This window comes from Paenibacillus sp. sgz302190 (assembly GCF_059820445.1).
On record NZ_JBZYAO010000035.1, the window covers coordinates 1 to 24,573 of the forward strand.

General features: G+C 49.0%; 12 protein-coding genes, 12 tRNA genes, 1 pseudogene and 1 riboswitch. All 25 genes and pseudogenes read left to right on the forward strand.

Annotated elements, in window-relative coordinates; translation table 11 throughout:
- Positions 1-16 precede the first annotated feature (16 nt).
- The 25 genes and pseudogenes from AC6RNO_RS28130 to AC6RNO_RS28250 all read left to right on the forward strand — a co-directional run bounded on the left by AC6RNO_RS28130 (position 17) and on the right by AC6RNO_RS28250 (position 24,536).
- Positions 17-92 (forward strand) — tRNA-Phe (locus AC6RNO_RS28130).
- Positions 93-107: 15 nt separating this feature from the next.
- Positions 108-183: transfer RNA gene (locus AC6RNO_RS28135), tRNA-Thr, on the forward strand.
- 36 nt (positions 184-219) lie between these two features.
- Positions 220-301, forward strand: a tRNA-Tyr gene (locus AC6RNO_RS28140).
- Positions 302-327: 26 nt separating this feature from the next.
- A tRNA-His gene (locus AC6RNO_RS28145) sits at positions 328-403 on the forward strand.
- Between the two features lie 22 nt (positions 404-425).
- Positions 426-497 (forward strand) — tRNA-Gln (locus tag AC6RNO_RS28150).
- A 76-nt stretch (positions 498-573) separates the two neighbouring features.
- Positions 574-649 (forward strand) — tRNA-Lys (locus AC6RNO_RS28155).
- A gap of 15 nt (positions 650-664) precedes the next feature.
- Positions 665-744 (forward strand) — tRNA-Leu (locus tag AC6RNO_RS28160).
- A 4-nt stretch (positions 745-748) separates the two neighbouring features.
- A tRNA-Gly gene (locus tag AC6RNO_RS28165) sits at positions 749-820 on the forward strand.
- Between the two features lie 9 nt (positions 821-829).
- A tRNA-Cys gene (locus tag AC6RNO_RS28170) sits at positions 830-900 on the forward strand.
- Between the two features lie 25 nt (positions 901-925).
- Positions 926-1,002, forward strand: a tRNA-Arg gene (locus tag AC6RNO_RS28175).
- Positions 1,003-1,007: 5 nt separating this feature from the next.
- Positions 1,008-1,086, forward strand: a tRNA-Leu gene (locus tag AC6RNO_RS28180).
- A gap of 342 nt (positions 1,087-1,428) precedes the next feature.
- A complete protein-coding gene (locus tag AC6RNO_RS28185; protein WP_497107523.1) occupies positions 1,429-2,985 on the forward strand; it encodes a helix-turn-helix domain-containing protein in 1,557 nt (518 codons plus the stop codon).
- Positions 2,986-3,168: 183 nt separating this feature from the next.
- Complete coding sequence (locus AC6RNO_RS28190) at positions 3,169-4,176, forward strand: ABC transporter substrate-binding protein (protein WP_474687283.1); 1,008 nt, start codon at positions 3,169-3,171, stop codon at positions 4,174-4,176.
- Between the two features lie 17 nt (positions 4,177-4,193).
- The gene (locus tag AC6RNO_RS28195) at positions 4,194-5,213 is read left to right on the forward strand and encodes an iron chelate uptake ABC transporter family permease subunit (protein WP_497107524.1); all 1,020 of its coding nucleotides are present in this window, start codon (positions 4,194-4,196) and stop codon (positions 5,211-5,213) included.
- A complete protein-coding gene (locus tag AC6RNO_RS28200) occupies positions 5,210-6,184 on the forward strand; it encodes a FecCD family ABC transporter permease (RefSeq protein ID WP_488437007.1) in 975 nt (324 codons plus the stop codon). The genes AC6RNO_RS28195 and AC6RNO_RS28200 overlap by 4 nt, the downstream gene beginning before the upstream one ends.
- 227 nt (positions 6,185-6,411) lie before the next feature.
- Positions 6,412-6,485 (forward strand) — tRNA-Pro (locus AC6RNO_RS28205).
- A gap of 108 nt (positions 6,486-6,593) precedes the next feature.
- Entirely contained in the window at positions 6,594-7,661 is a 1,068-nt protein-coding gene (locus AC6RNO_RS28210) for an FUSC family protein (RefSeq protein WP_474687286.1), read from the forward strand.
- Positions 7,662-7,869: 208 nt separating this feature from the next.
- Positions 7,870-8,880, forward strand: a complete 1,011-nt coding sequence (locus tag AC6RNO_RS28215) for an aldo/keto reductase (protein ID WP_497107559.1) — start codon at positions 7,870-7,872, stop codon at positions 8,878-8,880.
- Between the two features lie 284 nt (positions 8,881-9,164).
- Positions 9,165-9,253, forward strand: a riboswitch (cyclic di-GMP riboswitch).
- Between the two features lie 97 nt (positions 9,254-9,350).
- Positions 9,351-18,278 (forward strand): amino acid adenylation domain-containing protein, encoded by an 8,928-nt coding sequence (locus tag AC6RNO_RS28220; protein ID WP_497107525.1) that lies wholly within the window; start codon positions 9,351-9,353, stop codon positions 18,276-18,278.
- Positions 18,279-18,305: 27 nt separating this feature from the next.
- Entirely contained in the window at positions 18,306-19,598 is a 1,293-nt protein-coding gene (locus AC6RNO_RS28225; protein WP_497107526.1) for a hypothetical protein, read from the forward strand.
- Positions 19,599-20,464: 866 nt separating this feature from the next.
- Positions 20,465-20,836 (forward strand): hypothetical protein, encoded by a 372-nt coding sequence (locus AC6RNO_RS28230; protein ID WP_497107527.1) that lies wholly within the window; start codon positions 20,465-20,467, stop codon positions 20,834-20,836.
- Between the two features lie 55 nt (positions 20,837-20,891).
- Positions 20,892-21,518, forward strand: a complete 627-nt coding sequence (gene cdaS / locus AC6RNO_RS28235; protein ID WP_474685777.1) for a sporulation-specific diadenylate cyclase CdaS — start codon at positions 20,892-20,894, stop codon at positions 21,516-21,518.
- Between the two features lie 114 nt (positions 21,519-21,632).
- Positions 21,633-23,153, forward strand: a complete 1,521-nt coding sequence (gene adh, locus AC6RNO_RS28240) for an aldehyde dehydrogenase (protein ID WP_497107528.1) — start codon at positions 21,633-21,635, stop codon at positions 23,151-23,153.
- Between the two features lie 16 nt (positions 23,154-23,169).
- Positions 23,170-23,253, forward strand: a pseudogene (locus AC6RNO_RS28245) (DUF779 domain-containing protein); the annotation flags it as partial.
- Positions 23,254-23,495: 242 nt separating this feature from the next.
- Complete coding sequence (locus AC6RNO_RS28250; RefSeq protein ID WP_474685773.1) at positions 23,496-24,536, forward strand: HD-GYP domain-containing protein; 1,041 nt, start codon at positions 23,496-23,498, stop codon at positions 24,534-24,536.
- Positions 24,537-24,573: the final 37 nt, after the last annotated feature.

Here is a 24,573-nt window from a genome sequence, read left to right on the forward strand (position 1 = left end):
AACCATGAAAGTGCAAGGCTCGGTAGCTCAGTCGGTAGAGCAGAGGACTGAAAATCCTCGTGTCGGCGGTTCGATTCCGTCCCGAGCCACCATGAACAACCTAGTATGCCGTTGTAGCTCAATCGGTAGAGCAACTGAATCGTAATCAGTAGGTTGGGGGTTCAAGTCCTCTCGACGGCACCATTACTTTTCGGAATCCCGATTAAGGTTTAGTTTTGCGGAGGCTTAGTGAAGTGGCTAAACACGACAGACTGTAAATCTGTTCTCTTCGAGTTCGGTGGTTCGAATCCATCAGCCTCCATTGTTTTTAAACAACTTTTTGACGCGGCGGTCGTGGCGAAGGGGTTAACGCACTGGTCTGTGGCTCCAGCATTCGTGGGTTCAAGTCCCATCGATCGCCCCATTTATTTCATCGAATTACATATTGGGGATTAGCCAAGCGGTAAGGCAACGGACTTTGACTCCGTCATGCCTAGGTTCGAATCCTAGATCCCCAGTACTACACCCCACAAAGTGAAGATAAGCTCTGAAGCGAATTCCGATTACTTTGCGGGGACCCCATAATTATAGCTTGAGCCATTAGCTCAGTTGGTAGAGCACCTGACTTTTAATCAGGGTGTCGTAGGTTCGAGTCCTACATGGCTCACCATTTTAGTAACACCATGCGCGTATGGCGGAATTGGCAGACGCACTAGACTTAGGATCTAGCGGGCGACCGTGGGGGTTCAAGTCCCTCTACGCGCATTATGCGGAAGTGGCTCAGGGGTAGAGCATCGCCTTGCCAAGGCGAGGGTCGCGGGTTCGAATCCCGTCTTCCGCTTAGTTTGTTGGCGCTATAGCCAAGTGGTAAGGCAGAGCTCTGCAAAAGCTTTATCCCCAGTTCGAATCTGGGTAGTGCCTTTTTTAAAAAATGAATTATATACGTGTGCCCTTAGCTCAGCCGGATAGAGCGTTTGACTACGAATCAAAAGGTCGGGAGTTCGAATCTCTCAGGGCACGCCACTTAAGCCGGCGTGGCGGAATGGCAGACGCGCTCGACTCAAAATCGAGTGGGAAACCGTGGAGGTTCGAGTCCTCTCGCCGGTATCATATTTATAATCGAGTAGTCCATTAGGGATATAATCTAATGGGCTTTTTTATTTGATATTGAGTACGCCGTTCATCACCTGGGCTATTGATCGAAGTACAGGATTAACTCTGTTGGCAATGAGAGAAGAAAAAGCGACCCATTCATCAAAAAATTTTTGGTTGCAAAAAAGTGCTAAATAGCGCTTTGTTTCCTGTCGCCCAGGAATGGCATACAATAAGGATATGGCTTGTACAAAGAACTAAGCGGGATTGCTATAGTCGGAGTGTAGGGGCTATTTTTTCAATGTATAATGGGGGAGTTGAATGTCACACGTTACCATATTTCAGGCTTTGAACGAAATGCTGCTTCAACTGGAGAGTATATCCTTGAGGCGATGCAGCCCGGATCAGATTCATTCGTCCCAAAGCGCCGCAGTTCACACCATGCTGCTGATTCATCAAGGGAAGGGGCTGCTGCGTATTCGCGACGATACACACCAGGCTTTGCCGGGAAGTGTATTTTTTATTGCGAGAGGGCAGAAGCTGGAAGTAGCAGTGAATGAAGACCAGATGTTGGAGTATTACATGTTGACCTTTGTTGTCATGATCCCTCACAAGATCAATGACAACTGGTCGGTGTACCGTAAAGATTCCGGATCTTTCCCAATAGAGGGCGCTGTGCTGATATCAAATCCAGCTCAGATTACCCAACTGGTTCAGCAGATGCATCAGATTACCGAGGGTACAGGCGGTGAACGAGAATACTTTCAGCAGAAACATTTGTTCTATGAGCTGCTGTACATTCTGGCTAACGAGTTTGACACCCAGGGCGATCATCCGCAGCAGGGGATTGAGCGGACGCTGGATTATCTGAAGGAAAACTACATGAAGCCGATTTCTTTGGAGTCATTGGCGCACATGTCCGGCTTTAGCTCCAGCTATTATTCGCGTTTGTTCAAGAAGAGCAGGGGAATTGGAGTGAAGGAATATATAACCAGCCTGCGGATCAATCGGGCCAAGGAATTGCTTATCCTGTCCCATCTCTCCCTGCAGAACATCGCTCAGAGTGTAGGCTATAACGAAGAATCCTATTTCAGCCGTATGTTCAAAAAAGAAACGGGCTATTCTCCAGCCGCCTATAGCAAAAAATATCGTCAAAAGATTGTAGTTACGCGTTATACCTACAACGGAGATTTACTGGCTTTAGGTGTGATTCCCTATGCTTCTGTCCTGACGGAAGGCAGGATTGGTGGGCCGCATCTGAACAAGCACATGATGGATTCTGTTCCTTTGCATATGTATACGAAGGGGAAGTGGAACGAACTGATAGACCTTCAGCCTCACCTGATTGTCAGTGACAGCCCGGAACTGTCGGCAATTGCACCAACGGTTGTTTTACCCTATTGGAAGCTGGAATGGCGGGAACGATTCAATAAAATCGCCTTGGCGCTGGGCAAAGAAAAGGAAGCAAGCCGTTGGTTAGAGCAATATGACTATAAGGCTGCTCAGGCTGGTCAGCGAATCCGCGGACAGATTGGGGAAGGGACTGTGACTGTACTGCGGATTGTGGGCGGGAAGCTGTGCGTTTATGGGATTGGACGCAATATCGGCAGTGTCCTCTATCATGATTTGAAGCTTGAGCCGCCTCATGCAGTCAGCCAAATTCATTGGCGCAAAACCATCTCAACGCAGGAACTGCCCAACTTCGACGGAGACTACATACTGCTTATGACCTCGCCCAGGAAAAAAGATACCCGATTGTACCGCAAGCTGATGGACAGCCCGGAGTGGAGAGAGCTTACAGCCGTGCGGAAACAGCGATGGTTTCAACTGGACTCGTACTATCCTTGGCTGGATTACTCTGCTTTAAGTCATGAAATGATGTTGGAGGAGACAGTGCGATTGTTTGTCCCCTGAATATGTGATAGAACAGGCCGAAGCAATATTGTACAAATAATCGGGCAATATTCTTCATAGATTTATTGGTTTCATCTGTCTATAATCGTGTTGTTATGTGTTGGTGATAATCATTCTCATTCTCGTATTTGGAGGAAATGAAATCGCCAGAATATGTTTACCAATACGGGAGGTTATAGACAGATGCAAATGTTCAACAAGACTTTTACTTGCTCCATTGCTGCCCTCATGCTGAGTGCTGCACTTCTGGCGGGTTGCGCCGAAAAATCCGATTCCACAACCAATGGAGGAAAGGGTGTCACTGGGGCCGCAAACAGCACCGCTCCCTCATCTGCCACTTCGGCAGCAAACGGTTCAGAATTCACAGTGAAACATGTTTGGGGAGAAACGTCAATCAAAGCTGCGCCAACAAAAATTGCTGCTCTTGACTACTCCTTCATAGACTTGCTTTCTGTCCTGGATGTTGTGCCGGCGGCAACTGTCGGGATCGGTGAGTCCGGGTTTCCCGATTATCTGAAAGCTACTGTCAAGGCAGATGGAATTACTAATACGGGACAAGCCAAACAGCCCAATCTGGAGGTTCTGAAATCCGTCAAGCCCGATTTAATCATTGCTAATCCTGACCGGCACGAAATGATTAAAGGGCAGTTGGGAGCAATTGCGCCGACGATTGCGCTGGACGATAACAGCTATGAGGAAGTGTTGGAGAACCTGCTTAGCGTTGGCACCCTGTTGGATAAAAAGGAGCAAGCTAAAGCGGTGAAGCAGGAGATTGAAAAGCAGATTCAAGCAGGCAAGGAAAAGTTGAAGGGTGCTCCTACAGTCCTTGTCATTGGTGCTTTTGAGGATGATTCAACAGTTTGGATGAAAGACTCTTTCGTCGGTTCCTTGCTTTCCGCAATTGGAGTCAACTACGCCTTTGACGGGAAAAAGGATTTGTCTGCTGCGGAGAGCAAAACGGACATTGCCAAACTGAGTCTGGAGCGGTTAAGCGAAATCAATCCGGATTACTTGTTTTATTATGGTGATCTTGGTAAATGGCAGTCCAATCCCCTGTACAAAAACCTCAAGGCTGTCAAAGCAAACCAGGCTACTGCGGTAAGCCGCGACCTGTGGTCCAAAGGACGGGGGCCACGTGCGGCACAGCTTATTCTTGAACAAGCTTTGAAAATCACGAGCCCGAGCAACTGATTCCGGGGGGATTACGTATGGATCAGAAAACGGGCATAACAAAACCTCCTCCTTTCCCATTCTTTCTGATTTCCAGCTTGTGGGTTCTGATGCTGCTGGCTGTTGCGATCTCCGTTTTTCTCGGATTGAAAGGACTGAGATGGAGCAGTTTACAGGAGATCGCGAGTATGGATGAGACAGATATACTTGCCTATAAGGTCTGGTTTGTCCGTCTTCCCCGAGCTGTTCTTGCCCTTATTATTGGCGGGGGATTGGCTGTAGCTGGCTGTCTGTTGCAGGGCATTACTCGCAATCCGCTATCAGACCCGGAAGTCATGGGAATTAACCAAAGCGCCTCCTTCTTCGTTGTGCTGGCGCTCGTTCTTTTGGGACAGAAGGATGTTTCGGTTACGATTCTCCTATCTGCTTTTGTCGGTGCAGCCATTGGAGGAAGTATCGTGTACATACTGTCCTTGAGAGGACAATATACCTCAACTCGACTGGTTTTGGCTGGAATTGCCGTTGCATTTTTAATGGGTTCCCTAACGACAGGCTTTCTGATTCTGGACGATGAGAACTTATCCGAAATTTTGTACTGGATGGCAGGGAAATTGTCTGGTGCAACCTGGGCCGATGTGCGAATCGCTTTGCTCTTTATCATCCCAGCAGCTGTCATAGGGCTATTAATTGCCGGGCAGTTTAATATTTTGACACTTGGTGAAGCGACAGCCAGCAGTCTTGGTCAGCAGGTTAGGAAAATCAGGGGACTGGCGTTTGTTCTGAGCGTTGTCATGGTGGGAAGTGCGGTTGCTTTGGCAGGGCCTATCGGCTTCGTAGGTTTGATGGTACCTCACATCGTCAGAAAGCTTGTTGGCGCTGATTATCGAAGAATTATTCCTGTATCTGCTTTGGCAGGAGCTGATCTGTTGTTGCTTGCTGACCTGGGTGGACAGTGGGTGCTGTATCCGGCAGATATTCCCGTGGGAATTATTACTGCGCTGTTGGGAACGCCGTTCTTCCTGTATGTGATGCGCCGGAAGACAGGGTGGCGGTCATGATGCGGAAGGGCAAGCATCGCTGGATATGGATAATGAGCTTTAGCGCCGTTCTCCTTCTTATTATGATTTTTTTTAGCTTGCATCTTGGTGCTGTAAATCTTCCATTTGCCCAAGTTATAGAGGAGATTCGCTTCAAGGAAGGGATTACCTTTGATTACAGGTTGCCGCGGCTGTTGATCGGTATTTGTGTCGGAGTGAACATGGCAGTAGCTGGAGCTATTCTTCAAGGTGTTACCCGCAATCCTCTGGCAGCTCCCGATCTGATCGGCGTAACGGCTGGTGGCGGATTGGCTACTGTGGTGCTGATTCTGGCTGTACCCGCATTCTCGGCTGCTATGCTGCCGCTGTTTGCCTTTGGCGGCTCTATTGCCGCAGGACTTTTGGTGTACGGTTTGGCTTACAAAAACGGACTTATGCCGGAGCGTCTGGCTCTATGTGGAGTAGCAGTCAGCACAGGTATCCAGGCCTTGATTACGTTGTTTATTGTCAAATTTTCTCCGTCTGCTGCGCAGGCGCTGATTTGGCTCAAAGGCAGCTTGTATGCGCGCAGTTGGGAGCATGTGGAGATGATCTGGCCATGGACGGTTATGGGGCTTGTCGCCGCTCTATTCTGTTCGCGTCCTCTTAATGCGCTATTGCTGAGCGAGGAAATTGTACGTGGGCTGGGTATGAGAGTGGAGAGAACGCGGCTCATGCTAATCGCTGTTGCTGTTGTTATGGCAGGCAGCGCTATTGCCGTAGCCGGAACCATTGGCTTTATCGGACTGGTCATTCCTCATTTGGCCCGCCTGTTGGTGGGCTCAAATTTCAGGCTTGTTCTGCCCGTTTCAGCCTTGCTGGGTGCTATTCTCGTAGTAACCGCCGACCTGGTGGGGCGAATCATTATGCCTCCGATAGAGGTTCCGGCAGGCATTGTTACGGCCATACTGGGAACGCCATATTTTCTCTTTTTACTGCTGCGTAAGAAGTAGCGGACAACCTGTCCGATTGATCAGTCTTCCCAACGGCTAAAAATGGTTTCTTTTTCGGTTGTCTCCGAATTATTCAAAAAAACCCGCGAAAATCCCAGATTCTGCAAGTCTTTCGTGGGTTTTATTTTCCTTGTTCTTGACTTAAATTCCGCTCGTGGTATAATATCCAAAGTGACTCAAAATCGAGTGGGAAACCGTGGAGGTTCGAGTCCTCTCACCGGTACTTTCGGGACGTAGCTCAGCTTGGTAGAGCACCTGCTTTGGGAGCAGGGGGTCGCATGTTCAAATCGTGTCGTCCCGATCTTTCAACAAATAAGCATGATCGGCGCAGTCAGTCGGCTGTCCGGGAATGCTTATTTTTTTGTTTTTAGATATAATGACAGTATGAAGAGGAAAAGGAGAGGGCTTCGTGGTTTTCGGCGCACGCGTGTGGAAGACAGGAATTGCGGTAACAATGGCATTATATATCAGCGCTTGGCTGAACTTTACCCCTCCCGTTATCGCGGCGGTAGCGGCTATTTTTGCGATGCAGCCTTCGATCTACCGATCATGGCGCTATTTTTTGGATCAACTGCAAACGAATATTATGGGGGCTGCTCTGGCTCTGCTGGCCGGGATGTTTTTCTCCAACAATATAATTGCAATCGGGATCGTATGTATTCTGGTTATTATCATCTGCCTGAGGATGGGCATGGAGGAAACGATTGGGCTCACTTTGGTTACGGTTGTGGCGGTGATGGACGCTTCGTCCGAGTGGCAGTTTGCCGTCAACCGGTTTATGCTCAGCTTGATCGGAATCGGCTGCGCTTGCCTGATCAACATCCTCTTTTTCCCGCCGAAGCCGAAGGAGCAGTTTGCCGCGCAGATCCATAGCGTTTTCAACAAACTTTCGCTGCTGCTGCGGACGGTTATCTCCGATGAAATGAAGGAGAACGTATTTCGCAACGAAAAAGACAGTTTGCAGGGGGCTGTGCAGTCGCTGGCGAATAAATACAAGCTTATGGAAGAGGAAGTTAAAAAGCTTAAGCGCGCCGGTTTCAGCCGCATTCGCCAATTAGTCATCTACAAGCAAATGCTGCGCGCCATTTACAAAGGATTTGAGGTTTTGGACGCCGTGGAGGAGCATTATTTTCAGGCGGCGCGCACACCGCAAACCGATGCGTTTTTTGACGGCCATCTGGAGAAGTTGATCAAATTCCACGAGCACGTGCTGCTGAAGTTCGATGATAAACTGAAGGCGGACAGCTCCGAAGGGCTGGAGATGGAGGCGGAGAGCGAACGTTTTATGTCGACGATCATCGAGCAGTTTTCCGAAGGGCCGGGAGGTATGTTGCGGCATTCGGTCGTGGCGGCCGCCATGTACGATTACGGCCATCAGGTAGCGCGGCTGGACAAGCTTGTGGAACATTACCATCGCGGAGATACGGACGAGAAGGAACCGATCGATGCGCTGCTGAAAAGCATAAAATTGAAGTAGCAAAATGAGGAGCCGTTGTCCCCGAAAAGGGGCAGCGGTTTTTTGCGCTCGGATGGAAAAACTTGTTTAATCGAATGGCATAAAGCACATTTTGTTAATCAATCGCCAGTTTTTAACCGATATAACAAAAAAGGATTCTGAAGGTGGTTTTTCCATATATTTTATAAAAAACTCTACACATTATTTTACGGGAGATGGTGGAAGCATCATGGAAGAGAAAACAGTAACTACGGCAGCTTCATTGCAATTACGCAAGCTGGGCAACTCGGATTTAAAGCTGTCACCGCTGGGGCTTGGATGCTGGCAGTTCAGCAACGGAAAAGGGCTCGTCGGGAAATTCTGGCCGGCGCTGCGGAGAGAGGATATAAGGCAAATTGTTCAGACCAGCTTGGAAGGTGGAATTAATTGGTTCGATACTGCTGAAGCGTACGGTGGCGGACAGTCTGAGCAGCTACTTGCCGGCACGCTGAATGAGATTGGCGGAACGCTCGCGGCACAGGCGAATATCGCTACGAAATGGTGGCCGGCTTTTCGCACCGCAGGCAGCATTACGGCAACGATTGATGAACGTATCCGCCAGTTGGATCACCGGACGATTCACCTTTATCAGGTGCATTCTCCTTACTCCTTTGCTTCGGTTGCCGCCATGATGAATTCTATGGCTAGTTTAGTCGAGCAAGGGAAGATTAAATATGTGGGTGTAAGCAACTTTTCCGCGCAACAAATGCGCGAGGCCGATCGCGTGCTGCGCGAGCATGGCCTTCGTCTAGTTTCGAATCAAGTGAAATATAGCCTGCTCGACCGGAGAATTGAACAGAACGGAATTTTGGATACGGCTAAAGAACTCGGCGTGGCGATCATCGCCTACTCCCCATTAATGCAAGGGATCTTAAGCGGCAAATTTCACAAAAATCCATCCTTGGTCAAGTCGATCACGGGTCCGCGAAAGTGGACAGCGGCATTCCGGGAGTCGGGCTTGCAGAAATCAAAGCCGCTGATTGAAACGTTGGAACAGTTGGCTCAACAATATAACGCAACGCCAACGCAGATTGCCTTGAATTGGTTGATTAATGCCCACGGAGAGAACGTATTTGCGATACCTGGGGCTTCAAAAGTAACTCATGCCGAGGAAAATGTGAAGGCGATGCAGTTTACCTTGACAGCCGGAGAGATTGAGATGGTCAGCAGCATTTCCAACCAAGTGCTGAGATCGAAGTAATTGTGACCAATATACTTATCATGAATTTTATTAAAAACTTAGAATTTATTGACAAAATTCGATATTTTTTAGATAATACAATTAATTCCATAGGTATATCGATCTAAGAACAGCGAACTAAGCGGATCGCGGATTCATCATGCTAACAGAATTAAGCCGCTAAAGTTGTGCAGAAGTCTCGGCGAATACCGGAAGGCTGTATAAAACTATGGGAGGGGGCCGTTTATGTAAATGGATGAAGCCAAGTTTCTGGTAAGGATGTAAAACAACATACTTATGTTATTTCCCGTTAATCGTAAACACCTCGAAAGTGGTGGACACAAAGCCATGGGTCTAAAGCTGGATAAACAGCCATGATTGCCAGGTTGCCGAAGGAAACTGGGCGAAATTTGTCGTCTGTTCTTCTTAACTATGGGAACAGGCTTTTTTTATTGCAGCGAAAAATCATTCGGAGAACAGGGGGAAACGTTATGGAAACAAGCGTGATAGGTATCGAGGAGTATCCGTTAAGTTCCTATCAGAAAGATATATGGCTCGAGCAAAGTATGCACCCTGGAAAACCTATTTACAACCTTGGCGGGTACATTGAGGTTAAAGGAAAACTGGATACGGCTATCTTTAAGAAGTCCATTCAGTTGTTAATCAGGCAGAATGATTCTCTCAGAACTCGTCTTATTGATAAAAAGGGCGAGCCCTATTTAACAATCCTGCCGGAAATCGACTATGAAGCTCCGTTTCATGATTTTTCGGGGAAGAAAGATCCGAATTCCTTTTGCCTGGATTGGATGAAAAAAGAGTTTTTGAAAATTTTTCAACCGAAGGACAATTATTTTCGATTTGAATTATTACAAGGCGAACCGGGTGTATATTTCATTTTACTTAAAGTTCATCATATGATCATTGATGGATGGGGGTTTGCCCTCCTCATCAGTCAAATGTTTGAAAATTACAATGAATTGGCTCAAGGAATTGGGGAAATGAACAGACCTTCCTATTCCTATACCGATTTTATCTCTGACAACCAGAATTATTTGAATTCTTCAGCCTTTTTGAAGGATAGGAAGTTCTGGCAGAGCAAATATCGAACCGTTCCCGAGCCTTTGCTAAGCAGAGGTTTGAACACGGATGATGATTACGGCGATTCTGTTTGGAGCAATAGGGAAACTTTAACAATAAACAAGGCATTGTACGATCAAATGGTTGAATTTTGTAAGGAGGAAGGTTGTTCGTCGTTCCACTACTTTTTAGGCATACTGTTCCTTTATTTCAGCAGGGTTTGCAATCGAAACGAAATGGTGATCGGCGTCCCGGTTTTTAACCGGGGCAAAGCGCAGTATAAGCAGACCGTGGGACACTTCGCCAATGTGCTGCCGCTTCGGATAAGTCCCGAGCAGGATATAAGCTTCAAAGAACTGATAAAGTTCATCAAGCGTGAGCTTATGCAGTGCTATCGGCATCAGAAAATATCTTTCGGCGAAATTTATCGGGCGGTTTACGAGGATGTCCACGAAAAAGGAAATTTGTTTGATATATCGCTTTCTTTTGAAGAACAGGAAACGAGAGAATCGTTTAACGGCGCAGCGTGCCGGATCGTAAGCATGCCGCATCATCACGAAAGGAATGCGCTTACACTTCTGATATGGGGACAAGAAGGAGAAGCGGATGTAGCCGTAAATTTTGACTATCAGATACAGGTGTTTGAAAAGCTCATCCCTATAGAAAACGTCATCCGCCACTTTGATTATTTATTCACTCAAGTCATGGAACAAAGTGAAACTCCCATTTCGCAGATCGAGGTCGTGCCGGAGGAAGAGAGAGGCGTGCTGCTTGACGGTTTCAATCGGACGAAGACGGAATATCCGAAGGAGCAAACGATCCATGGACTGTTTGAGGAGCGGGCGGAGCAAAGAGCGGAGCATCCGGCATTGGTCTTCGGGCAGCAAACCTTAACCTACCGGGAACTGAACGAACAGGCGAACCGGCTGGCCAAGGTGTTGAGGGGGCGGGGAGTGAAGCCGGACGATATCGTCGCCATCATAGTGGAACGATCTATCGAAATGGTCGTTGGCATCCTGGGAACGCTCAAAGCGGGCGGCGCGTACGTGCCGATAGATCCGAACTATCCGGAGGAACGGATTCGCTATATGCTGGAAGACAGCGGTGCCTCTATACTGCTGACGCAAAAGCATTTCCGGGACAAGCTCGACTACCGGGGCCCGATCATGGATTTGGATGGCGAAAGCTTTCAGTGTACAGACCCGGCCGGAGGTGCCAATCCGGAGCCTGTTAACAAGCCGCAGGACCTGGCCTATATCATCTATACCTCGGGATCTACCGGGAAACCCAAAGGGGTGATGGTGGAGCACCGGGGAGTGCTCAACCTCCAGCATTTCTTCCTTGAAAAATGGGGAGTGAACGAATCGGACCGGATGCTGCAGTTTGCCAGCAGTTCGTTTGACGCCTCGGTCTGGGAAATGTTCGTGATTTTGCTGGGAGGCGGCACACTTTATCTGATTTCGCGCGATACGATTAACAATCTGAATGAATTTGTGCGTTTCATTGACGAAAACCAAATGACAATTGCGCTGCTTCCGCCTACTTATCTGGCGGGAATTGAACCAGGCAGTCTACCGGCGATGAAAAAACTGGTGACGGGCGGATCGGCGATCACCAAGGAACTGGTCACGCGGTGGAAGGACAGCGTGGAATATATGAATGCTTATGGTCCGAGCGAATCCAGCGTAATTGCAACCGCGTGGATGTACCGGGAAGAGGATATGGGCAATGCGTCGGTACCGATCGGCAAGCCGATTGACAATACCCGGATTTACATTCTGGATCAGAACCAAAAGCTGCTGCCGCTCGGGGCGGCGGGGGAAATGTGCATTGCGGGAGACGGATTGGCCAGGGGTTATCTGCATCGGCCGGAGTTGACGGCGGAGAAGTTTGTGGCGAATCCTTACGAAGCCGGAGAAAAGCTGTACCGCACGGGCGATCTGGCGCGTTGGCTGCCGGACGGGAATATCGAATATTTGGGAAGAATCGACGATCAGGTGAAAATCCGGGGCTTCCGCATTGAGCTGGGGGAGATCGAAACGCAGCTGCTGAAGCATCCGCTTGTCCGGGAGGCGGCAGTAATCGCCAGGGAAGACAAGCAGAGGGAGAAGTATTTGACAGCGTATTTTACAGCAGAAGGAGAACCGGGAGCGGATGAGCTGCGGGAACAACTGATGCAAGCACTGCCCGATTACATGGTGCCGTCCAGCTTCATGCAGCTGGATCGGATGCCGCTGACTCCGAGCGGGAAGATTGACCGAAAGGCATTGCCCGAGCCTGATCCGATTGCGGATGCGGGTGTGGAATATGCGGCGCCGAGAGACAAGATAGAGGAGATATTGGCTAAGATATGGCAAATAGTTCTGAACGTCGAAAGAGTTGGCATTAAGGATAACTTTCTGAATCTGGGCGGCGATTCCATTAAAGCCATTCAGGTTGTGTCCAAGCTTCACGATTATAAGCTAAAGCTGCAATTGAAGGATCTTTTTGATCATCCCGCGATTGAAGAATTGAGTGCTTATGTGAAATCCGTCGAACATGCCGTTTTTCAAGGAACGGTAACAGGTGAAATTATGCCCACTCCTATTCAAAGATGGTTTTTTGAGCAGTCTTTCGCAGCCAAACATCACTTCAATCAGTCGGTTCTGCTGCATCGGAAACAGGGCTTTGACGAAAAGAGGTTAAGAAAAGTGTTCGACCGCTTGGTGGAACACCATGATGCACTGCGTATTGTCGTGAGGGAGAAGGCGGGACGGGTAATTCTGTTCAACCGGGGCACGGAAGGCGAGCTGTACTCGCTGGAGGTCAAGGATTTTACAAGTGATATGCTATATGATAGCTCCGTTAAGGAAGCAGCCGCAAAGCTTCAGTCCGGCATGGATTTAGAACACGGACCTCTGGTGAAAGCGGGCTTGTTTAAAACGAGAGATGGCGACTATCTTTGCGTAAGTATTCACCACCTGGCTGTTGACGGAGTTTCTTGGCGGATTCTTTTCGAGGACATTTCTACGGGATACCGGCAGGCAGAGAGGGAAGATGAAATCACGTTCAGCGAGAAAACGGACTCATTCCTGGCATGGTCCGAGCAGCTTTATGCATATGCCGCAAGCGGCGAGCTTCAGCAAGAAATCACATACTGGCGCGAGCTGGAACAAAATGAGATCAAGCCTATTCCCCAAGATCGTACCGTTCATGACAGAAAATATAAGGATAGCGATCATATAGAAATCGAGCTGGACGAAATCCAGACTGTCAAGCTGCTTAAAGAAGTGAATAAGGCTTACAATACCGAAATCAACGATGTTCTTTTGACGGCGCTGGGAGAGGCTGTTCGGGAATGGACGGGAGAAAACAAGGTACTGGTTAACCTGGAAGGGCACGGACGCGAAGAGATCGTTCAGGATATGGATATCAGCAGAACAGTTGGCTGGTTTACTGCCCAATATCCGGTCATTTTGGATATGGAAGGCGTTAAGGACGTGGCTTCCCGACTTAAAGCCGTCAAAGAAAGCCTGCGACGCATTCCGCAAAAAGGCATCGGCTACGGCATTTTGAAATACCAGACGTTTCTTCGGGATGAGGGAATATTAAGGTTTGATTTGCATCCTGAGATCAGCTTCAACTACCTGGGGCAGTTTGACCGGGATATTGATACCGAGATATTTACCCTTTCGGATGTTCTTACCGATGAAACGGTTTCACCCGGCATGCAAAGACCTTACCGTTTGGACATTAACGGAAGAGTGACCGATGGAAAGCTGCGGCTGAGTTACGCCTATCACAAGCATGAATATGAACAGGCTACGATAATCAGACTGGCGGAAGGCTTTAAACGCAATCTGGAGCAAATTATCGAACATTGCGCATCACGGGAATACACGGAACTGACGGCCAGTGACGTAAGTTCCAAGAGCATTACGATAGCTGAGATCGAAGAGGTATACCGCGCGATGGGGGACTCGGGGCCCAATGTCGCGGATATTTATACACTGACCCCCATGCAGTCGGGAATGTTGTATCACTTCCTCAGGGAGCCAAGCTCGCGCGCATATCATGAACAAGCCGTGCTCAGCCTGAAGGGTGAGATCGATAAAAGTTTATTTGAGCGCGTTTGTCAGCAGATAGTTCAAAGACACGATATTTTGCGGACCGCCTTTGTTTACGACAAGGTCGAAAAACCGGTTCAGGTCGTTTTAAAGAAAAGGCCGGTTGATGTATGTTTCGGAAATATTTCTTTCTTGACGGAGAACGAGAAAGAAAGCTTTTTGGAATCATATTTGGATAAGGATAAGAAGAAGGGCTTTGATCTCACCCGGGACCCGCTCATCAGAGTTTCCTTGATTAAAACGAGTGACGACAGTTACCGGCTGATTTGGAGTTTTCATCATATCATCATGGATGGTTGGTGTCTTGGCATTGTATTTAAAGAGTTTTGGAAAATTTACAGTGCGCTTCATAATGAAAGTACCCCGCAATTAGGAACGGTGTATCCTTACCGTCAATATATCCGGTGGCTGGAACAAAGGGATGACCGGGAGACGGCGGTTTATTGGGAGAACTATCTCACGGAGTACGAACAGTCAGCCCCGCTGCCCAAAATCAAAAGCGGTGCGGATAATCCGGAATACTTTCAGGAAGAATACGATTTTACGATAAATGAGGAATTGAAGGCGAGTTTGGAGAGCATCGCAAGAGAAAACGGAGCTACGTTAAGTACGGTGATGCAGGCTGTATGGGGGCTCCTGCTGCAGCGGTACAACAATACCCAAGACGTGGTGTTCGGAACGGTTGTCTCAGGAAGACCGGCGGAAATCCAAGGTGTTGAAGGAATGGTAGGGCTGTTTATCAATACGATTCCTGTCAGAGTCCGGACAGAAAAGGAAGATAGCTTCCCGGTTCTGATTGCCAACATGCAGCGGGAGGCATGGCTATCTGAGCGGCATCACTATTATCCGCTGGCGGAAATTCAGTCGCGGACTGCGCATGGAGGCGGATTGGTGCAAAGCCTGCTGGCCTTTGAAAACTACCCGATGGAGGAGGCCGTCAGAGGACAGAGCGCCCACGGAACGGATTTGAGGATTTTGTCCGCTCAGGTCTCCGAACAGACGAATTTTGATTTTAATTTCATTATTGTGCCCGGGAAAGATTTGCAAATCAAATTCCGCTACAATAGCTTGGCCTATGACAGAAACTTAATAGAGCGGGTAGCCGGGCAGATCAAAATGATTATCCGTGAAATCGTACGTTGTCCGCAGATACGGGTCGAAAAAATCGAGGTCGTGCCGGAGGAAGAGAGAGGCGTGCTGCTTGATGGTTTCAATCGGACGGAGACGGAATATCCGAAGGAGCAAACGATCCATGGGCTGTTTGAGGAACGAGCGGAGCAAAGAGCGGAGCATCCGGCATTGGTCTTCGGGCAGCAAACCCTGACCTACCGGGAACTGAACGAACAGGCGAACCGGCTGGCCAAGGTGTTGAGGGGGCGGGGAGTGAAGCCGGACGATATCGTCGCCATCATAGTGGAACGATCTATCGAAATGGTCGTTGGCATCCTGGGAACGCTCAAAGCGGGCGGCGCGTACGTGCCGATAGATCCAAACTATCCGGAGGAACGGATTCGCTATATGCTGGAAGACAGCGGTGCCTCTATACTGCTGACGCAAAAGCATTTCCGGGACAAGCTCGACTACCGGGGCCCGATCATGGATTTGGATGGCGAAAGCCTTCAGTGTACAGACCCGGCCGGTGGTGCCAATCCGGAGCCTGTTAACAAGCCGAAGGACCTGGCCTACATCATTTATACCTCGGGATCTACGGGGAAACCCAAAGGGGTGATGGTAGAACACCGGGGAGTGCTCAACCTCCAGCATTTCTTCCTTGAAAAATGGGGAGTGAACGAATCGGACCGGATGCTGCAGTTTGCCAGCAGTTCGTTTGACGCCTCGGTCTGGGAAATGTTCGTGATTTTGCTGGGAGGCGGCACACTTTATCTGATTTCGCGCGATACGATTAACAATCTGAATGAATTTGTACGCTTCATTGACGAAAACCAAATGACAATTGCGCTGCTTCCGCCTACTTATCTGGCGGGAATTGAACCAGGCAGTCTGCCGGCGATGAAAAAACTGGTGACGGGCGGATCGGCAATCACGAAAGAGCTGGTCATGCGGTGGAAGGACAGCGTGGCGTATATGAACGCCTATGGACCGAGCGAATCCAGCGTAATTGCAACTGCGTGGATGTACCGGGAAGAGGATATGGGCAATGCGTCGGTACCGATCGGCAAGCCGATTGACAATACCCGGATTTACATTCTGGATCAGAACCAAAAGCTGCTGCCGCTCGGGGCGGCGGGGGAAATGTGCATTGCGGGAGACGGATTGGCCAGGGGTTATCTGCATCGGCCGGAGTTGACGGCGGAGAAGTTTGTGGCGAATCCTTACGAAGCCGGAGAGAAGCTGTACCGCACGGGCGATCTGGCGCGTTGGCTGCCGGACGGGAATATCGAATATTTGGGCAGAATCGACGATCAGGTGAAAATCCGGGGCTTCCGCATTGAGCTGGGGGAGATCGAAACGCAGCTGCTGAAGCATCCGCTTGTCCGGGAGGCGGCGGTGATCGCCAGGGAAGACAAGCAAAGGGAGAAGTATTTGGCGGCGTATTTTATAGCAGAAGGAGAACCGGGAGCGGATGAGCTGAGGGAACAGTTGGTGCAAGCACTGCCCGATTACATGGTGCCGTCCAGTTTCATGCAGCTGGATCAAATGCCGCTGACTCCGAGCGGAAAGATTGACCGAAAGGCATTGCCTGAGCCCGAATGGCAGGAAAGCGACGACACGGGCAGCAACCCGAGGAATGAAGTTGAGCTGAAAATCCAGAAGGCTTGGCAGGAAATCCTGGGCATGGAGAAGATCGGAATAGATGACCATTTCTTCAGGCTGGGTGGAAATTCGATCAAGGCGATTCAGGTGGTATCGAGGCTGGCGTTCGATTTTGAAGTAGGGATTAACGACATTTTTCAATATCCGACGATTCGGACCTTGGCGGATCACATCAAATACTCCAAAGACAGATTAAAACAATTTGTGTATGCCATGCGGGAAGCGGCAGCTGCCAGAGGAACGGGCGGGTCTGAGGTTGACTGGAAAATGCGCGAGAGCCTTAAAGAATACCGGAAGAAAAATCAGGTATATAAGAACATCAATCTTTCTGAACGGGCCGGCTACCGTAATGTTCTGTTGGCAGGGGGAACCGGGTATTTAGGAATCCATATTTTGTTTCAACTGCTGCAAAATACGGAATATAAGGTTTATGTGCCTGTTCGGGGAACAAGCGACGACGAGGCACTGGAAAGACTGCGGATGAAGCTGAAGTTCCATTTTGGCACCGAGTTTGACGGGCGGAATGGCTGGGAAGACAGAGTGTGCGTGTTTGGCGGAGATTTGACCAAGGATTGCTTCGGACTAAGCCTGGAGCGCTATGAGCAATTGGCCGGAACCATCGATGCGGTCATTAATTCGGCGGCGAACGTCAAGCATTTCGGGCATTACTCGGAATTTCATGCGGTCAATGTGGAAGGGAACGCAAGACTGATCGAATTTGCCGGCACAGGGAAGAAAAAGACTTACAATTTCGTTTCCACCACCAGCGTGGGCAGCGGCTGGGTAGAAGACCGGAGCAGCATTGTGTTCACGGAATACGATTGCAATGTCGGACAAAGCTCTGATAACTATTACGTGATGACGAAGCTCGAAGCTGAGAAAGAAATTGTAAGAGCAAGGGAAAAAGGGCTTAATTCCAATGTGTTCAGAGTCGGGAACCTCGTTTTTGATTCCATTTCGGGGATATTCCAAGAAAATATCTCGGATAATGCATTTTATTCCTTGATAAAAGCGCTGATCAAACTTGGCCGGGTTCCCGCAATTCAAGATAAAACGATGAACTTCTCCTTTGCGGATGAGGTGGCCAAAGCCGTTGTACTGCTGTTCGACCGGAAAAATCTAAACAATGAAACCTATCATCTGTTTAACAGCCATCAGGTGAGCATGATGTCTTTTGCCAAGCTTTTGAATCAAACGGATGTAAAAGTCCAGCCGATGCCGATGGATGATTTTACAGAATATATGTTCGAAAAATACGATGAAGCGGAGACACAGCAGGAGGTTGCCCGGATTCTTGTCCATTCCAACGTTTTCTTTGAGGGGGCGAGCCAAACGTTGTTCATGACGATGAACAAGAAGACTGACGGTATTTTGCGAGCGCTAGGGTTTGAGTGGTCAAGGCTGGACGGCCAAAAGGTGAAGCTGATGATGGATCATGCCGCAGATGTAGGATTTATGTAAAAATGGCAGGGAAGGAGAAGTAAAAGAGTGGATGCCATTAAACTGGCAAGTACTTACTTTTTTGGAACAGAACATTATGTTTCATCCAACAGCATGATCGCAACGGTTACTTTTAAAAGAAGAATCGATGCCGAAACATTGCTTTCCAGCTACCGCTTGCTCATCATGAACAATCCTTTGCTGCAAGCGAAAAGGGTGGAACAGCTCGAAAAGGACACGTTTATATGGGGACGTTTTTCACAGGAAGAGCTGGAGAATTTGCTGGAGGCTGAAAAGAAGCAGCTTGCCAAATATTTTACAGAGGCGGAGGTTCTGAGCCAGTATGCCGCAACTAATTCCAGACTTCCGTTTCGAATTTTCCCTATAAATGAATATTCAATGATATTCGCGATGAACCATGCGCTGGCTAATGGGCTCAGCTTGGTTTTCTGGATCAAGAGATGGCTTGAATATTATTCGGGCGAATCCGAGGCAAAGCCGAAACAAACAACGGCAGAGGGTAACGTCTCCGTCGGCAGGCTGCTGCGTATGAAAAGAAGAGTCGCCGCCTTTTTATGGATGCCGGTTTTTGTTATAGGTTTTATGTTCAGGCTGGGGAAAGCGGGAAGCGCCGGCGAGACCGTCGATTTGAGTTACGGTAAAAAGCCGGAGCAAGGCGGCGGTTATGTCAAAAAATCGTACTGCTTCAGCAAAGAGGAGACTGGCGAAATTTTACGGCAATGCCGGAGCAAAAAAATGACATTGACCGAATACATTTGCTTCCGAATGACTGATGGACTGCTGCAGCACGATCCCGGGAAGAAGCGCGTGTTTGTCTCCATGCCCATGGATTTGCAGTTTCTGCATAACTATTCGCCGGAGACCATGTGCGGCAATTACGTCGCGAGCCTTCCGATGCAATTTTTCCGGGATAGGAATTTGGACAAACAGGTGAAATCCGCGTTCAAATGGTTTAAAAGAGGGATTCCCTATGCGCTGTCGATCTTTTTTGCTTCGTTTTCCAATTCATATCGGACATATAAACAACAGTGTCTTGAATTGAGCATGAAAACGATGCCTGAAAGATTCCCCCTGTGGAATTTTTCCATTACCTTGTCCAATCTGGGAATTATATCGCATCAAATTATGGAGGAATGGGTGGATACGATCTATTTTTCTATCAAAAACCAGTCGTTGCTGCTCACTACTTCTACGCTTTCGGGACGTTTGATGATGGAAGTCAGTCTGATGGAAAATCTTTACGATCCGGAAGAAGTTTTTGGTCTTTTTGACCGGATCTTATCCGTGGAACATTTGTTGAATGCAGAGCGGATAGAATGAATTCAAAAGTTAAATGACGAATTAGGAGCCGTTTCCCATTGAAGGGGCAAGCGGCTCTTTGTTGTGCCGACACCGCCCAAAGACGCAAAAACGGCTGCTCACGAACGGATATGGCAAAAAGCCGGATTCCAGCATAGCTTGCTCATTTCAGGCTGTTCAGAAACCTGCACGCCGGAGCCGATCGACTATCTGCCTGGCTGCGTGAAGAAAACCTGCAAAAGTGCAGTTTTTTGCTCGTTCATAGCTGGCAATGGTAGTATTCCTGCAATTGTGCAGGCTTTTCCCCGAACACAGGGGCTTAACCCCATTTTCATAGAAAATTCCTGTACAATCGCAGGCTTTTTGCCAAAATGGACTATTGCTACAGAAAAAGCCTGCACTTTCGCAGGTTTTCGGGCTGGCAGACTGTTCAGTGCATAGAGCTAGCATTTTGATTGATGAAGCAAACTGGCTCTGAACGCGGTCGCCTTCGATGATTGGATAGAATTATCCAATAAAATGGATTGAATACATCTATTACCGGTTCAATTGACAATGTCAAGAGGCCAATGGTAAATCGAGGGGTTATATACGAGTTAATATATAGGAATACACGTATTTTGATAATGTGATCACTTTGAGGCCTGCGATCGTGCTGCGGCTGGCTTCTCCGGAGACTTACAAGCAGTTGGTCATCGACGACCCGGCGTCGTGAAAGAGGCAATGTGCGCACCAAATTCACTACCGGTATCAAGCATGTTTGTGCACGATTTGTTCTTTTGGCGCCAAGATATTGGTGCTGACCGTGGTGAAACTGCTTGCGCCTTGAGCAAACGCATAACTCTCCCGAAGGGCGTCGGCAGCGCTGCATGGCAGGTGGTCATAAGATGGCTTGGCAGGCCGGTCCGGGTAAAAAACCTGCGAAAGTGCAGGAATTTTGCGGGCAAACGGTTCATTTTGGCGAAAAGCCTGCGAAAGTGCAGGGAATATTCGATGAAAATGGAGCTGAGCCCCTGTGCCCGGCCAAAAGCCTGCACAATTGCAGGAATTTTGCGCTGACAGTGTATCTATGGGCAAAAAGATGTACTTTTGCAGGTTTTTTGCGTGCAGCTAGACAGCGGGGAGCGGGTCAGGCGTTTGTTTGGACCTGGTCATCCGCAGGCTTCCGTGCCATGCTGACGATGCTCGCTGAAGCAGACGTATTTTTTTGTCACTCGCAGGGTGATTTTGTTGCCTTTTTTTCATACATTTGCGGTTGAATGTACAGATTATAAAACAAGCAGGGTTTATTCTGAACATGCCGAGGTGCCGCGAATGCAGAAGCAAGATTGTGACGTATCGCCGATGAAAGAAGAGATCAAACTGCATTTGAACCGCATTGCAGACCAAATTCAGCAAAGCCTTCAGTCCATAGATTCCGAGAACTCCTGCATGTTGGGCGAGCTTAATGAAATTATGGAGTCGTTCAAAAGAGTGGAGTCCGCTGCCGCTTCGTTTTATTTGCAATGTTATTTGTCTCCTTTTACAGATAGCTACGGGGATTTGTCGAGAAGCATTCAGCATTTGTCTGAACGCCGGCATGGCGCCTTGATCGTGATCCAAAGAAACGACAATCTGAATGCGTATATTCATTCGGGCATTCCGATGGAAGCGACATTGACCCACGCGCTCCTGGAATCCATCTTTTACCCCGGCAATCCGCTTCACGACGGAGCAGTGCTTATCCAGGCGGACCGCATTATTTCCGCCGCCAACGTTTTGCCGGTTTCCGCGGCTTCCTATCGCGATGTCAAAATGGGCACCCGGCACCGCGCGGCGATCGGCCTGTCCGAGCGCACCGACGCGCTTGTGCTTGTCGTTTCGGAAGAAACGGGCCATGCTTCCTTCGCCTATAAGGGGACGCTGCATCCCCTGAATGCGATCCACCATGCCGTCCGCTAAAAGGCCGCGTGCAATAATTCGATCCGCTTTTGACAGCCTTGTATTAATAAATGGCGAGGTACTTGCTTATGTATATAGAGTACCCCCATTTATCCAAAAGGAGGCTGTTCTGCTATGATTTATGCACAACCGGGACAAACCGGATCGAAGGTCGCTTTCAAGAAGCGTTACGACAACTTTATCGGTGGCAAGTGGGTTGCTCCTGTCAAGGAGCAGTATTTTGAAAATGTATCGCCGGTGAATCACCGCGTCTTTTGCGAAATTCCCCGCTCGACGGCGGAAGATATCGAGCTGGCTCTGGACGCGGCGCATGCTGCGAAGGACGCCTGGGGGCGCACTTCCGCCGCCGAGCGCGCGCAAATTCTAAACAAAATCGCCGACCGTTTAGAGGCGAATCTGGAAATGCTGGCGGTTGCCGAAACGTGGGATAACGGCAAACCGATTCGGGAAGTGCTAGCCGCGGACCTTCCGCTGGCGATCGATCATTTTCGTTATTTTGCCGGCTGCATTCGGGCGCAGGAAGGGGCCTTGAGCCAGTTGGACAACGATACGGTGGCGTATCATTTTCATGAGCCGCTCGGCGTGGTCGGACAAATCATTCCGTGGAACTTCCCGATTTTGATGGCGACGTGGAAGCTGGCTCCGGCTCTGGCCGCGGGGAACTGTGTCGTGCTGAAGCCTGCGGAACAGACGCCTGCTTCCATCCTGGTATTGACTGAGCTTATTCAGGACTTGCTGCCCCACGGCGTTCTCAACATTGTGAACGGTTTCGGCTTGGAAGCAGGCAAACCGCTTGCTTCAAGCAACCGGATCGCGAAGATTGCGTTTACCGGAGAAACGACGACGGGACGCTTGATTATGCAGTACGCCTCGCAGAACATTATTCCGGTCACGCTGGAGCTGGGCGGCAAATCGCCGAACATTTTCTGCGAAGATATTATGGCCAAAGACGACGCTTTCTTCAACAAGGCGATTGAAGGGTTTGTCTTGTTCGCGCTCAATCAGGGCGAAGTTTGCACGTGTCCGTCCCGCGCGATCATTCAGGAATCGATCTATGACGCTTTCATGGAAAGAGCACTAACGCGCGTAGCCGCGATCAAGCAGGGCAATCCGCTGGACACGGATACGATGATCGGGGCGCAAGTGTCCACGGAGCAAATGGAAAAAATTATGAGCTACATCAGCATCGGCCGCCAGGAAGGGGCGGAATGCCTCATCGGCGGAAACCGGGCGAAGATGGAAAGCGATATCGCGGAGGGCTACTACATACAGCCGACAGTTCTGAAGGGACATAACAAAATGAGAATTTTCCAGGAGGAAATTTTCGGCCCGGTCGTTTCCGTAACGACGTTCCAGGATCAGGAGGAAGCGCTTGCGATTGCCAACGACACGCTTTACGGTTTGGGAGCCGGTGTCTGGACGCGGGATATTCATAACGCCTACCGCCTGGGCCGCGGCATCGAAGCAGGGCGCGTATGGACGAACTGCTACCATGCTTATCCGGCTCACGCCGCCTTCGGAGGCTACAAAACTTCGGGCATCGGCCGCGAAAATCACAAAATGATGCTCGCGCATTACCAGCAAACGAAAAATCTTCTCGTCAGCTACAGCCCTGACGCATTGGGCTTCTTCTAAGAGTGGCGTCAACGCTTCACTGGAAGGGCCGGAAGGCCTCCCTTTTCTGACCCGCTCGCGCGTCTTTACGGAAGAAGAACTGCGAATATTGGACTTATAAAATGTAATGGAGCCCAAGGCCGTTTTTTTCATGGCGATAGCTGTGAAAAAGGCGGTCTTTTCATATGTCAACAATCGAGCGAATCAGCAAAAAAAAGGTCGACAAAATTCCAAAAAAAAGAAGGGAAATTTGTTTGCAAGAAGAAATAGTACTAAGCTTATGCTTCCGATGCCAGTTTTTCTGGCGAAAAACTTTAAATACTTTTACGAGACTTTACTTGTTGAGAATAAGAGGTAGCATCTATGCAGAAATCGGTTTTTTTCAAGAGTGTCATCAATTCCGATTCTATTTTTGAATCCATTGGACAATTGGGCGATTTTGCTAAAACATTCATTGGGTGCGAGCATGTTTGCGTATTTCTCGAGGATGAAAAACATCGAAATCCCCCTGCCTCTTATTCGGTCAATATCAATCAGGCAGAGCTGACACAGCTGCAGCACATTGCCATGGCAACACAATTCTTCTCATTGGTGCCGGAGGGAACCAGTCTTAGTGTAGAGAACACCGCTAATGAGATGAAAACCTTCCTCTCCATGACACAATTCCGAACTATTTACGGCTTCCATATCCAATACGGCTCCTCTTACGGCGCACTTGTTTTTGGCTTTCGTTCCGGTATTCGGCTCAGCGACGATCAATTGAAAATGTGCGGTGTCATTAAAGTGCACATGGAGCAGCTGGTAGAGAAAATCCAGTTCCGCAAACAAATTCTGCAACAGAAAACGTATGAGAATTTGTTCAACACCTTACGGATGAAGGACAGCTTCACTGTAAACCACTGCTACAATGTCGCCTTCTATTCCGCTTTGCTTGGAGCCAAAGCCGGTGTGAACAAGGCCGATCTGGAACAGCTGAAAGTAGCCGCTCTGCTGCATGATATCGGAAAAATCGCGATACCCGATCCCATTCTGATGAAGCCGGGGCAGCTGACGAATGAAGAGTTTAATGTCATCCGCCAACATCCCGTGGTCGGTTACGAGATGCTGAAAGAGCTGCCCGAGGTCAAGCCTTTATTGCCTGTCGTCAGGTGGCATCATGAACGGATGGATGGCAGAGGCTATCCCGACCGGCTTTGCGGAGATTCGATTCCGTTGTGGGTTCGCATTGTAAGCTTGGCTGATGCTTTTGACGCGATGACATCGACCAGAGTGTACCGTCATTCTCTGCATGTCCCTGAAGTCAGGGCACAGCTGCTCATTCATTCAGGCAGTCAGTTCGATGAAAATTTGGTCCGGCTCTTTTTGGACATTATTGACGAACATACGAAAATGCACAGCGGCTAGCCCGCAACCCGATTGTTACTAAAGTAAGGAAAGCTGG